Origin of the sequence: Novilysobacter longmucuonensis (assembly GCF_046600735.1) — a bacterium.
GTDB lineage: Bacteria > Pseudomonadota > Gammaproteobacteria > Xanthomonadales > Xanthomonadaceae > Novilysobacter_A > Novilysobacter_A longmucuonensis.
Genome location: NZ_JBJMAW010000006.1, coordinates 167,652 through 180,147 on the forward strand (window position 1 = coordinate 167,652; position 12,496 = coordinate 180,147).

The window sequence follows — 12,496 nt, forward strand, 5'->3', positions numbered from 1 at the left end:
CGAGTCCCGAGTCCCAAAGCCCCGGAAGCCGGCCTCACTGCAGCCGGAACGCCATCAGGTCGCCGTCGACGTTCTGGACCAGCAGGATGCCGTCGACCACGACCGGCGCGGCCCGCAGCGAATCGCGGCCGGCGCGGGTGCGCGCGGCGAATTCGCCGGTCGCCAGGTCCAGCCAGTGCAGGTAGCCGTCGAAATCGCCGACCACCGCGTAGTCGCCATGCACCGCCGGCGCGGTCAACGTGCGACGCGCCAGCGCCGGCTGCTGCCACAAGGCGCTGCCGCTGCTCTTGTCGAGTGCGTAGACGCTGCCGGCTGGGTCGGACACCAGCAGGCGGTCGCTGGCCACGCCGATGCGACCTGGCCCGCCGTGATCGCTGGCCCACAAAGGCCGGCCACTCGGGCCATCGATGGCCAGGGTCTGGTCGCGGAAGCTGGTGGCGTAGATCGTCGAGCCTTCGAGCACCGGAATACCGTCCACGTCCGACATGCGATCCAGCTCGGTGCGGCCTTCCTGCAGGCCGACCGCCTGCTCCCACAGTAGCCGGCCATCGGTGATCGAAAGCGCGCTGACGGTGCCATCGTCGTTGCCGATGAAGGCGAAGCCGGGACCGATCAATGGCGCGGCATTGCCGCGCACGGTCAGCGACGGCACATCATGGCTCCAGAACCAGCGACGCTCGCCGCTGGCGGCATCGAACGCGGTCACCCGGCCGTCGTTGGAGCGCACCAGGACCATGCCCATGCCGATTGCCGGCGCGGCGATCACCTCATTGGTCACCTCGGCCTGCCAGCGCTCCGCGCCCGTGGCGGCGTCCAGGGCGATGACCTGGCCGTCAAGACCGCCCACCACCACCAAGCCCTCGCCGATGCCGGGGCCGCCACTCAGGCGCAGGTCGCTTTCGTAATGCCACAGCACTTCTCCGCTCTGCAGGTCGAGCGCACGCACTCCACCCTCGCCCGCGGCCGCATAGACGCGGCCATCAGCGACCGCAGGGCCCTGGTGCGCGCCCAATCGGCCCTCGCCCTTGCCGACCGTGGTCGACCACAGGCTCGCCACCTCGATCGACGGGGTGATCTCGGTCAGGCGCGCCGGTTCGCTGAGTTTTTCATCCTCATCGCTGAACCAGCCGCTGACAGTGGCGCAACCGCCGAGTGCCAGGGCGCAGAGCAGCACCAGGCAGGCGCGAACGTAACGGCCCGACTCGATCTGGCGGAATGGGTGCAATGCAAGCTTCATCAAGACTGGGCCTCGGTACTGGTGGGGGTGCCACCGACTTCAATGAGTTTCAATTCCAGGATGCGACGCTGCGGCGACGCCACGTCGATTTTGCTCAGCGCCTGGCGATAGGCTTCGCGAGCGCGCTCGGGCTGGCCCAGCGCATAGGCGGCATCGCCGCGCACTTCGAGCGCGGCCGCGGTCGATCCTGACGCCACCAGTTGGAGGGCATCGGCGGCCTGGTCGGCATCGATCAGCAAACGCGCCAGACGCTGGTCGACGATGGCCGCAAGCGCCGGATCGCCGGCATTGATGTCGCGCAGGGTCATGATGGCGGCCGCGGAATCACCTGACGCGACCTGCGACTGGGCGAGTTCCAGCGACGCCAGGATGCCGAACAGGCCGTCGCCGAGCTGCTCGACCTGCTCGCCGGCCCGGGCCTCGCCCGATTCGATCGCCTGGATCGCGGCTTGGTAACGATCGGCCGCCTGCATCAGTTGCTGCTGCTCGTGGTGCTGCCACCACTTCCAGCCGCCGATGGCGCCCAAGCCCAGCACGAGGCCGCCAACCAGGGCGGCGCCGTTGCGACGCAGCCATTCCAGCACGCGTTCGCTTTGTTCGTGTTCGTCCAGCAGATCGTCTATTGCCATAGTGTGGCTGCCATGCGCCTCGCCCCCGCCGTCGGCTGGGGCTCGATAGTGGGAGACATGGCCTGCGACGCGCGCGGGCCCGGTCGAAATGAAAGACCCGCGACGCGGGTCAGTCTGCGACCGGCGCGAGGGAACCGTCAGAGGATAGCGTAAAGCGCGCCACGTTCGCTCGGCTGAACGGCGATACGTCGACCGTGCTGCCCGCCTGGCGCACCTCCACCACGGCGGAATTGCCGAGCACCACGCGCTCGACCTCGCCCTCGCCATAGCTCAGGCGATCGCCTGCGTGCAGCATGCCCTGCTCCAGCGACTCGCCGTCGACCCCGAACACCTGCACCCAGCTATCGCCACTGAAGCTCAGCGACAGCGCCGGGGTCTCGGCCACGTCCGCTGCGCGCGGCAGCGAGGCCATCGAGGCGACCAGCGGGGTGCGCTGGACCGGTTCCACCGGAGCGCGCCGGACATGTGCCGGCGATTGGTCGGCGGACTCGGCCACCACTGCGGGAACATCCAGCGGCTCCACCGCGACATTGCTGGCCAGATGCGGCCGGGTCGCGAGAAATACCGGGACTGCGATTGCCACGGTGATTGCGATATAGGCGGCGCGGCGCGTAGCCTGTTCGAACGCGCGCTGGAAACGCGGGGTATGGCTATGGCTGACCAGCTCCGGGGGCGCGACCGGGGCCACGTCGGACTGCACCAGGTCGGCTTCGATGTCCACCCCCAGCAGGCGGGCGTAACTGCGCAACTGGCCCCGCACGAACACCGGCGCGCCCAGCAGGCTCCAGTCATCCGATTCGAGCGCGACCACCACGCGCACCGGCATCTTCAGGCGCGCCGCCACATTCTGGTGGGTCAGGCCCGCCGCTTGCCGTGCTTGCTTGAGATGCGCGCCGCAGCTACCACCGCCGGTCGCGACTTCGTTCGCCTGCATCATTGCCTTCCGTCATCCCCTGCCTGATCGGAGCCCGACGTGCGCGGGAACTCCGCCCTCATGCGTCGAACGTAACGGTCGGCCGCGTCCTTGTCGCCGAGTTCTTGCTCGATCTGTGACGCAAGCAACAATGCCTCCGCGCTTGCCGGCGCCGCAGCCAGCCTTCGTTCAGAAAATGCCCGGGCGCCGAATGCGTCGCCGGCGCGAAAAGCCTGTTCGGCGAGCGCGCCGAGCGCCACCGAGTTTTTCGGGTCGAGCTCGATCGCTGCGCGCAGGAAAGCCTCGGCGCGCCTATCCAGGCCGGCACGAGCGGCACAGGCACCGGCATTGGCCAACGCGACCGCCGGAGTCCGATAGCCTGGATCGGCCAGGGCCGCTTCGAACCACTCCACCGACTCGACCGCCTGGCCGTTGCCGCACAGCCAGGTACCGTAGTTGTTGAGCGCCGCGCCGCTGCGCGGTGCCAGTTCGGCGGCGCGGCGGAAATGATCGCCCGCCCGGTCGCGGTCACCGCGTCGGTCGTGCACCGCCGCCAGCAGCGTATGGGCCGCCTCGGAGCCCTCGTCGAGCCTCAACGCCTGCCGCGCTGCCTTTTCGGCCGCCGCCAGCTCGCCCTGTGCCAGATACTGCGCGGCCACACGGGCCTGCGCCCGCGCTTCGGCGGCGGCGAGCGCCTGCGGATTCTCGCGGACCTCCACGTCGCGGGAGACGCGGTCGAAGTCTTCGCGCTCCAGGCTCGGCCGCACGAAGCTCAGGCGGCTGCAACCACTGGCCAGCAGTGCGAGCAGCAGCACCGCGCCGACGCCCCATCGCCCTCCGCCCCCGACCTGCAATGACACCGCACGCACCACCGGGTTACGCAGCGGCATCGCCCGCTCCCTGTGCGTCAAGCGTCTTGCGGAAGGTGGCCTGGCGCCGAGTGCGGTCCACCACCTGCCCCTTCAACTGGCCGCAGGCGGCATCGATATCGTCGCCGCGGGTGCGGCGCACGGTGGTCAGCACCCGGACCTCCTGCAGCAACTTCTGGAATACGCGGATTTCGTCGTCGCCGGAGCGCTCGTAACGGGTCCCGGGGAACGGGTTGAACGGGATCAGGTTGACCTTGGCCGCGTCCTTCATCTGCACCGCATTGTCGAACTGGCGCATCAATCGCGCCAGCTGGCGGGCGTGCTCGGGCTGGTCGTTGACGCCCTTCATCATGGTGTATTCGAAGGTGATCGAGCTGCGCGGCTTGCGCCGCACGTAGCGCTGGCATGCCGCCATCAGCTGCTCGATCGGATACTTCTTGTTGAGCGGCACCAGCTCGGTGCGCAACTCGTCATTGGCCGCATGCAGCGACACCGCCAGCGACACGTCGCTGAGCTCGCCGAGCTTGTCGATCATCGGCACCATGCCGGCGGTCGACAGCGTCACGCGCTTGTTGGCCAGGCCGTAACCCAGGTCGTCGCGCATGATGCTCATCGCGCGCACGACGTTGTCGAAGTTCATCAGCGGCTCGCCCATGCCCATCATCACCACGTTGGTGAGCTTGCGCTGCTGGTGCGGGATGTTGCCGAGCTGGCGCGCGGCGATCCAGACCTGGCCGATGACCTCCGCGGTGGTCAGGTTGCGGTTGAAGCCCTGGGTCGCGGTCGAACAGAACTGGCAGTTGAGCGCGCAGCCGACCTGCGAGGACACGCACAGGGTGCCGCGGCCCTTGTCGGGGATGTACACCGCCTCGATCGCGTTCTTCGGGTCCATGCCGATCAGCCACTTGATGGTGCCGTCGGCGGAGGGCTTCTCGTGGATGACCATCGGCGCCCGGACCTCGGCGTACTCGTGCAGCTTGGCCCGCAGGGCCTTGCCCAGATCGGTCATCTCATCGAAATCGGTGACGTAGCGGTGGTGGATCCACTTCATCACCTGGTGCGCGCGATAGCGCTTCTCGCCCAGGACCTGCTCGAAGAAGTCCTCCAGCGACACGCGGTCGAGATCGAAGATATTTCTCTTTGAGCGGACCGCATCCGGCGCCGGCGCGGCCGTGCCGGAATCGGCCACGCCCGGCCCCGACGCCGCCGGCATCGCTTCGCCCGCTTCGATGGAAGCGCTGGCGAGGGTGATGTCGATGGCGTTGTCGCGGGTCCGGGTCATGGCCTTGTGTCGGTTAGCGCGCGAACACGTCGGTCGCCGGGAAGAAGTAGGCGATCTCGATCGCCGCGTTCTCCAGGCTGTCCGAGCCGTGCACCGCATTTGCGTCGATGCTGTCGGCGAAGTCGGCGCGGATCGTGCCCTTATCGGCATCCTTCGGATTGGTCGCGCCCATCAGTTCACGATGCTTGAGCACCGCGCCCTCGCCCTCCAGCACCTGGATCATTACCGGACCGGAAATCATGAACTCCACCAGCGCACCGAAGAACGGACGCTCGCGGTGCACGGCGTAGAAGCCCTCGGCTTCCTGGCGCGACAGATGCTTCATCTTGCCGGCGGCAATCTTCAGGCCGGCCTGCTCGAAACGGGTGTAGATCTCGCCGATGACGTTCTTGGCGACGGCGTCGGGCTTGATGATGGACAGGGTGCGCTCCAGCGCCATGGGAAGTCTCCGGGTAGGCGGGCCAGCGAACCCGTGGTTCGCGCCCGAGGATAACAGAAAAACAGAAAAACCCGCGGCAGAGCGCGGGTTTAGCCGAGACGGCTGCAGCGATTCTAGCGGATTGTCACGCGCGTTTGCAGACTTTTGCTGAAGCTTGCATTGACGCCCGTGCATTGACCCCCATGCGATCGGCCCGTACGATCAAACGAGCGTTTGATTCACCCTTTTCGAGCATATCCTCCGATGGCCTCCACCGCCCACTTCTCCACCAAGGACCGCATCCTCGGCGCCGCCGAGGAGCTGTTTGCCCAGTTCGGCTTCACCGGTACCTCGCTGCGGCAGGTCACCAGCCGGGCCGACGTCAACATCGCCGCGGTCAACTACCACTTCGGCAGCAAGGAAAACCTGGTCAACGAGGTCTTCCGGCGCCGCATGGACGACATGAGCACGCAGCGGATCGCCGCGCTCGGGGCAGCCGTCGCGCAGCACCCGGGCGAGCTCGAGCCGATCCTCGCCGCCTTCGTGGAACCCGCCCTGGCGCTGGCCCAGGACCGCCACGGCGGTGCGGCCTTCGTGCGTATGGTCGCCCGCGCCTACGCCGAGAAGAACGACAGCCTGCGCAAGTTCCTGTCGGACCACTACGGGCATGTGCTGCGCGAGTTCGCCAAGGCCATCGCCGCCTGCGTGCCGGAGCTGACCAAGGAGGAGCTGTACTGGCGGCTGGACTTCCTGGCCGGCGCATTGACCTATGCGATGGCCGATTTCGGCCTGATCAAGCGCCCTTCGGGTGTCGCCGAGAAAACCCACCGCGAGCGCGCCGCACGCGAACTGATCCGGTTCGCGGCGGCGGGGTTCAAGAGTTAGCGCTTTTTTGACGCGGATCAACGCGGATAAGAACCGATCAAAGACGGAAAACACTACAAAAAACTTGTTATCGCCTTATCCGCGTTTTTATCCGCGTTGATCCGCGTCGAATAAAATCAAGGAGTTAAATGCCATGCCTCAGACATTACGTATCCGCCGCGCCGCCGTGCTCGGCGCCGGGGTGATGGGCGCGCAGATCGCCGCGCACCTGACCAACGCGGGGGTCGACACGGTGCTGTTCGACCTGCCGGCCAAAGATGGCGACCCCAATGGCGTGGTCATCAAGGCCATCGCCAACCTGGCCAGGCTCAGCCCTGCCCCGCTCGCCAGCAAAACCCTGGCCGAACGCATCGTGCCGGCCAACTACGGGACCGGGCTGGAACTGCTGAGGGGCTGCGACCTGATCATCGAGGCGATCGCCGAGAAGATGGACTGGAAGCAGGACCTCTACAAGAAGATCGCGCCGTTCGTCGCCGAGCATGCGGTGCTCGCCAGCAACACCTCCGGACTGGGCATCAACAAGCTCGCCGAAGTATTGCCTCCGGCCCTGCGCCCGCGCTTCTGTGGCGTGCACTTTTTCAATCCGCCGCGTTACATGCACCTGGCCGAACTGATCCCGGCCAGGACCACCGACGCGGCCGTGCTGCAGGGGCTGGAAACCTTCCTGACCACCACCCTGGGCAAGGGCGTGGTGATCGCCAAGGACACCCCGAACTTCATCGGCAACCGCATCGGCGTGTTCTCGATGCTGGCGGCGATGCACCACACCGCCCAGTTCGGCCTGGGCTTCGACACGGTCGATGCACTGACCGGCCCCGCCATCGGACGACCCAAGTCCGCCACCTATCGCACCGCCGACGTGGTCGGCCTGGACACGATGGCGCATGTCATCAAGACCATGGCCGATACCTTGCCGGGGGATCCGTGGCACAAGTACTTCAAGGCGCCCAAATGGCTGGCCGCGCTGATCGACAAGGGCGCGCTCGGCCAGAAGACCGGCGCCGGCATCTACACCAAGCGTGGCAAGGACATCCTGGTGCTGGACCTGAAGGCGCAGGATTACCGTGCCGCGGCCGCCGAACTGGACCCCGACGTGGCGGCGCTGCTCAAGGAACGCGACCCAGCCAGGAAGTTCGCCGGGCTGCGCGCCAGCCGCCACCCGCAGGCGAAGTTCCTGTGGGCGTGTTTCCGCGACACCTTCCACTACAGCGCGTACCACCTGGAAAGCATCGCCGAGACCGCCCGCGATGTCGATTTCGCGATCCGCTGGGGCTACGGCTGGTCGATGGGGCCGTTCGAAAGCTGGCAGGCGGCCGGCTGGAAGCAGGTCGCCGACTGGATCGCCGAGGACATCGTCTCGGGTGAGGCGATGAGCAGCGCGGCGCTGCCGGATTGGGTATTCGATGGCCGCGAGGCGGTACACACCGCCGAGGGCAGCTACAGCCCGGGGCGCAACGCCAAGGTGCCGCGCTCGGCCAACCCGGTGTACCGGCGCCAGCGTCACCCCGATGCGTTGCTCGGCGAGGAGTTCTCGCAGGGTCGCAGCGTCTACGAGAACGACGGCGTGCGGCTGTGGGCCGACGAAGGCGACGACGTGGCCGTGGTCAGCTTCAAGACCAAGATGCACACCGTGTCGGACACGGTGCTCGGCGGCCTGCAGGAAGCGATCTCGATCGCCGAGCGCGATTTCTCCGGCTTGGTGATCTGGCAACCGAAAGAGCCGTTCTCCGCCGGTGCCGACTTGTCCGGCGCGCTGAGCCTGCTGCAGGCGGGCGACCTCAAGGGTTTCGAGGCGATGGTCGCGAACTTCCAGGCCACCAGCCAGCGCATCAAGTACTCGCTGGTGCCGGTGGTCGCGGCGGTGCGCGGGCTGGCGCTCGGCGGTGGCTGCGAGTTCCAGATGCATGCCGCGCGCAGTGTGTTTGGGCTGGAGAGCTACGTCGGCCTGGTCGAGGCCGGTGTCGGCCTGCTGCCCGCCGGCGGCGGCCTGAAGGAACTGGCGGTGCGAGCCTCCGACGCGGCCGGCCCGGGCGGCGACGTGTTCGCCGAGCTCAAGGCCGCGTTCGAAAGCGTGGCGCTGGCCAAGGTGTCCACGTCCGCGCTCGAGGCCAAGGCGCTGAAGCTCGCCCGCGCGGACGACCGCATCGTGTTCAACGCGCACGAACTGCTGCATGTCGCCAAAGCCCAGGCCCGCGCGCTGGCTGAAGCCGGTTATCGCCCGCCCCCGCCGGCGCGCCGGGTCCAGGTCGCCGACGACGTCGGCATCGCCACCTTCAAGATGATGCTGGTCAACATGCTCGAAGGCCGCTTCATCTCCGAGCACGACTACGAAATCGCCACCCGCATCGCCACGGTGATCTGCGGCGGCGAGATCGACCGCGGCTCCCTGGTCGACGAGGACTGGCTGCTGAGGCTGGAGCGCGAGCACTTCGTCGCGCTCGCGCAGATGCCCAGGACGCAGGAGCGGATTGAGCACATGTTGAAGACGGGCAAGCCGCTCAGGAACTAAGTCTCCCCGTTCGTCATTCCCGCGAAGGCGCGAACCCAGTGACTTTGCTGTTGCCGTGAGAGCCCAAGTCGCTGGATCCCCGCCTCCGCGGGGATGACGAGCAAAACAGACTTCGCCATCAATCGTTTCGCCGTAGCCAGAGGCTGAAAAATGAGCAAGCAAATCCAGGACGCCTACATCGTAGCCGCCACCCGCACCCCGGTAGGCAAGGCACCACGCGGCGTGTTCCGCAATACCCGGCCCGACGAGATGCTCGCGCACGTGCTTCGCAGCGTGGTCGCGCAGGCGCCCGGCATCGAGCTGGAGCGCATCGACGATGCGATCATCGGCTGCGCGATGCCCGAGGCCGAGCAAGGCATGAACGTCGCGCGCATCGGCCTGCTGCTGGCCGGCCTGCCCAACATGATCGCCGCGCAGACGATCAACCGCTTCTGCTCGTCGGGCCTGCAGGCGGTGGCGCTGGCGGCCGACCAGATCCGCCTTGGCGACGCCGACCTGATGCTGGCCGGCGGCACCGAGTCGATGTCGATGGTGCCGATGATGGGCAACAAGGTCGCGCTGAGCCCGCGGGTGTTCGCCAACGACAACGAGCACATCGCGATCGCCTACGGCATGGGCATCACCGCCGAGAACGTCGCCAGCGAATGGGAGGTCTCGCGCGAGGACCAGGACGCCTTCGCGCTCGCCTCGCACCAGAAGGCGCTGGCTGCGATTCATGCGGGCGAATTCAATGATGAGATCACGCCGTTCGAGGTCGTCTCCCATCTGCCCGACCTGGCCGGCAACGTGGTCCGCCTGAAGAAAGCCTTGATCGACACCGACGAAGGCCCGCGGCCCGACACCTCGATGGAGAGCCTGTCCCGGCTCAAGCCGGTGTTCCGCAACGGCCAGTTCGGCGGCAGCGTCACCGCCGGCAACGCCTCGCAGATGAGCGACGGCGCCGCCGCGGTGCTGCTGGCCTCGGAGCAGGCGATCAAGGACTACGGCCTGACCCCGCTCGCCCGCCTGGCCAGCTTCTCGGTCGCCGGCGTGCGTCCGGAGGTCATGGGCATCGGCCCCAACGCCGCGATTCCCAAAGCGCTCAAGCAGGCCGGCCTGAGCTGCGACAGGCTCGACTGGATCGAGCTCAACGAAGCCTTCGCCGCCCAAGCCCTGGCGGTCATCCGCGACTCCAAACTCGACCCGGAGAAGGTCAACCCACTCGGCGGCGCGATCGCGCTGGGTCACCCGCTCGGCGCCACCGGCGCTGTGCGCACCGCGACGATTGTCCATGGCATGCGCCGCCGCCAGCAGAAATACGGGCTGGTGACGATGTGTATTGGTACCGGGATGGGCGCTGCGGGAGTGTTCGAGGCGTTGTAGGCGGATTGGGACGCGCGCAAGGAGTGCACGCTAGAAAATGTCGGTAGGCGGGAGCAGGATTAAATCCTACTATCCATCGGGAGTCCGTCATGCGCTCGACCCGTCAATTCAGCATCACCCTACCGAACGAAATGGCAGAGGTGGTGAAAGCCAAGGTCGCCGCAGGCGAGTACGCCACCGAAAGCGAGTCATCTGCGATGGTCTGCGCACGTTGCTGGCTCGCGACCGCGCCGTGGAAGCCTGGCTGCGCGATCAGGTGATACCGGCCGCCCAAGCGCTCAACGCCGATCCGGGCCGGGCGCTGTCGCCCGCACAGGTGCGCGACCAGCTGGCGGCCCGGCGTCGAACCCGCGCCGGTATGGGCAAGGCGTGACTACCGCGTCCAGTTCGCGCCGGAAGCGCTGGATCGGCTGGATGCGATCGAGGGCTATATCGCGCATGCCGGCTCGCCCGCATGGGCACCCGCTATGTCGATGCCATCGTGGCCTATTGCGAGAGCCTGGCGACGTTCCCGGGGCGTGGTGTGCGACGTGATGACCTGCTGCCCGGATTGCGCATCACGAACTATCGTAGCAACGCGGTGATCGCGTTTGCGTTCGATGCGGGCGCCGAAACCGTGATCATTCTCGGTGTGTTCTATGGCGGACGGGATTACGAGTCCGTCATGCAGGACGATCCAGATGGTTGAGTGGACCCGCAAGGCGAACAGGCGACACAACAAGTACAAGAACGAGACGTGAGCGCAGGGGAATTAAAATGCCGTGGTTGGAATGGCTGGACTGCCAGCAGGCGTAGGAGCTGCCGGATGAAGCCATGGCTGAGGAGATGGCCGCATTCTCAAAACGTGTTGCACTTGATTCTTGAGACCAAGTTCAGAAACGTGAACTTGATCGCAGAAATGTATCTGCAACGCATGTCAAATGCGATTTAGCATCACTTTGCGACAGACCATGGACCGGCCTAGATCACGCTTATGAAAGGCGCCCAGGGATGAGCACTGGAGCTCAAACTCGAGTTCACTTGTCAAGGAGCTAATATGGACATTAGAAAGATTGTTGTAGGTCTCAGCGGCGCGCTACTGCTCGCTTCCGGCGATGTCTCCGCGCAAAGCGGAATTGAAGTCACGTCCACTAACCCATTCGAGAAGCAGCTATTAGTTGAATTTGAAAATGGCACGGTGGCAATTGCGGATGACAACACCCAGCACATCTATTTGGCTACGAACTCTGGGCAAGAATTTGAGATATAGTTTGCTGACGCCGTTGCCGCAGCCGAATCCGACCCAGTTAAGCGACAACAGATGTTGCAAGAGTTTCGAGCATCTTTGACCGACCGTGGCCACATGGTGACCATCCGTAAGCCCCGCGTAGCGACGGACGAAACTTACTGGCCGCGCTACCAGTCGTGCGGAGACGTCATCTGCATTGATCCTTTCAGTTCCAGCACGAGTGCCAGCACCGTTGACGCATTCTCCACTGCATCTAATACAGGCGACTGTAATCACTACCTGTGTCCCAAGTTGCCTTGGCCTTGCGACGTGGGCCCTTGCAGTCCAAACGAGTGGGGCAATGGCTTGACGTTCTATTCATCCTTTCTAGGCGGCTGGGGGGACGATCAGGGAGGCGGAAGCGTCACACAACAGGAGCTGGTGTCTTATGACAAAAAACTTTGGGAGAGTCAGCGTCAAACCGCCTGCTCAGAAAAGAATCTGATTGCCGCCAACACGTCGCTGACCGCTGCAGCAACGGGGGGAGCCTGTTTGCTAGCGGAGACCGGTGTTGGCGCAGTCGTTTGCGTCGCCGGCATTGTCAGTTACGGCATTGGCGTCTATCAAACTCACAAGAAGACAAAGGAGTGCTTCGCGGCATATCCGGGAATAGGAAAATGGTGATATGCAGATAGAGCCTAAAGTCCTTGCTCTCTTAATTGGAGCACCGCTTGTAGGGGCAGCCTTGATTTTTTATGCCGCGCGGAGAAAGCCTGAGTGGAAGAAACCTGTCGCCTGGGCGCTATCAGGAATTATCTGCTTCGAGCTGTTGCAGCAAATTCTTGGGCTGGTCTACAGCTGACCACTTAAAGGAGTTAGAGGTGCGCAGGAACGCGGCGGCTCCGCTTTCTGCGCACTTCGCGCGATGCCGAAGCTACGAGCACGGCGTCGCTCACAACCTTCCTGTCCGCAGCGGGATCTAGGTGGGTGAGACGTCCCCAGTAGATGCTGCCCGCATGTCGGAACCTCCTGCTCGCTACCTGTTGCATCCCTGATGCTTGCATAGATCCGAAACGTCGGTTGCTGCGACGTCCCCCCGCTTTTGAGTAGCACGGCGATCTGGAGTCCAATCCCCAACGACAAGGAGATTGGACGTGAAGAAGCGCTTTTCCGAAGAACAAATCA

The 12,496-nt window shown here is 65.4% G+C and carries 14 protein-coding genes; 8 read left to right on the plus strand and 6 right to left on the minus strand.

Annotated features, from left to right (window positions below; all coding sequences use genetic code 11):
- Window positions 1-34: 34 nt before the first annotated feature.
- From bamB to ndk, 6 genes are all read right to left on the minus strand, one after another.
- On the minus strand, window positions 35-1,237 hold the full coding sequence (bamB, locus tag ACJQWM_RS08380) for an outer membrane protein assembly factor BamB (RefSeq protein WP_332702374.1): 1,203 nt from the start codon (window positions 1,235-1,237) through the stop codon (window positions 35-37).
- Window positions 1,237-1,866, minus strand: a complete 630-nt coding sequence (locus ACJQWM_RS08385; RefSeq protein WP_332702376.1) for a YfgM family protein — start codon at window positions 1,864-1,866, stop codon at window positions 1,237-1,239. Before ACJQWM_RS08385 ends, bamB begins: the two co-directional genes overlap by 1 nt.
- Window positions 1,867-1,975: 109 nt before the next feature.
- On the minus strand, window positions 1,976-2,800 hold the full coding sequence (locus ACJQWM_RS08390; protein WP_332702378.1) for a RodZ domain-containing protein: 825 nt from the start codon (window positions 2,798-2,800) through the stop codon (window positions 1,976-1,978).
- Entirely contained in the window at window positions 2,800-3,669 is an 870-nt protein-coding gene (gene pilW, locus ACJQWM_RS08395; RefSeq protein WP_332702380.1) for a type IV pilus biogenesis/stability protein PilW, read from the minus strand. Before pilW ends, ACJQWM_RS08390 begins: the two co-directional genes overlap by 1 nt.
- Window positions 3,656-4,861 carry a dual-specificity RNA methyltransferase RlmN gene (gene rlmN, locus ACJQWM_RS08400; protein WP_411306761.1) on the minus strand — a complete coding sequence of 402 codons (1,206 nt, stop codon included), beginning with the start codon at window positions 4,859-4,861 and terminating at the stop codon, window positions 3,656-3,658. Before rlmN ends, pilW begins: the two co-directional genes overlap by 14 nt.
- An 82-nt stretch (window positions 4,862-4,943) precedes the next feature.
- The gene (gene ndk / locus ACJQWM_RS08405) at window positions 4,944-5,369 is read right to left on the minus strand and encodes a nucleoside-diphosphate kinase (RefSeq protein WP_332702384.1); all 426 of its coding nucleotides are present in this window, start codon (window positions 5,367-5,369) and stop codon (window positions 4,944-4,946) included.
- Window positions 5,370-5,612: 243 nt separating this feature from the next.
- On the opposite strand from ndk, the gene ACJQWM_RS08410 reads away from it, so the two are divergent.
- The 8 genes from ACJQWM_RS08410 to ACJQWM_RS08445 all read left to right on the plus strand — a co-directional run bounded on the left by ACJQWM_RS08410 (window position 5,613) and on the right by ACJQWM_RS08445 (window position 12,173).
- Window positions 5,613-6,233 carry a TetR/AcrR family transcriptional regulator gene (locus tag ACJQWM_RS08410; protein WP_332702386.1) on the plus strand — a complete coding sequence of 207 codons (621 nt, stop codon included), beginning with the start codon at window positions 5,613-5,615 and terminating at the stop codon, window positions 6,231-6,233.
- 133 nt (window positions 6,234-6,366) lie between these two features.
- Window positions 6,367-8,742 carry a 3-hydroxyacyl-CoA dehydrogenase/enoyl-CoA hydratase family protein gene (locus tag ACJQWM_RS08415; protein WP_332702388.1) on the plus strand — a complete coding sequence of 792 codons (2,376 nt, stop codon included), beginning with the start codon at window positions 6,367-6,369 and terminating at the stop codon, window positions 8,740-8,742.
- A 150-nt stretch (window positions 8,743-8,892) separates the two neighbouring features.
- Window positions 8,893-10,104, plus strand: coding sequence for an acetyl-CoA C-acyltransferase (locus tag ACJQWM_RS08420; RefSeq protein WP_332702390.1), 1,212 nt, complete (start codon window positions 8,893-8,895; stop codon window positions 10,102-10,104).
- 89 nt (window positions 10,105-10,193) lie between these two features.
- Window positions 10,194-10,364: a ribbon-helix-helix domain-containing protein gene (locus tag ACJQWM_RS08425; RefSeq protein WP_411306759.1), complete on the plus strand. Its 171-nt coding sequence runs from the start codon at window positions 10,194-10,196 to the stop codon at window positions 10,362-10,364.
- 194 nt (window positions 10,365-10,558) lie between these two features.
- Window positions 10,559-10,792, plus strand: coding sequence for a type II toxin-antitoxin system RelE/ParE family toxin (locus tag ACJQWM_RS08430; RefSeq protein WP_332702394.1), 234 nt, complete (start codon window positions 10,559-10,561; stop codon window positions 10,790-10,792).
- 348 nt (window positions 10,793-11,140) lie between these two features.
- Entirely contained in the window at window positions 11,141-11,353 is a 213-nt protein-coding gene (locus ACJQWM_RS08435; RefSeq protein WP_332702396.1) for a hypothetical protein, read from the plus strand.
- Between the two features lie 324 nt (window positions 11,354-11,677).
- A complete protein-coding gene (locus ACJQWM_RS08440) occupies window positions 11,678-11,995 on the plus strand; it encodes a hypothetical protein (RefSeq protein WP_332702398.1) in 318 nt (105 codons plus the stop codon).
- A gap of 1 nt (window position 11,996) precedes the next feature.
- A complete protein-coding gene (locus ACJQWM_RS08445) occupies window positions 11,997-12,173 on the plus strand; it encodes a hypothetical protein (protein WP_332702400.1) in 177 nt (58 codons plus the stop codon).
- Window positions 12,174-12,496: the final 323 nt, after the last annotated feature.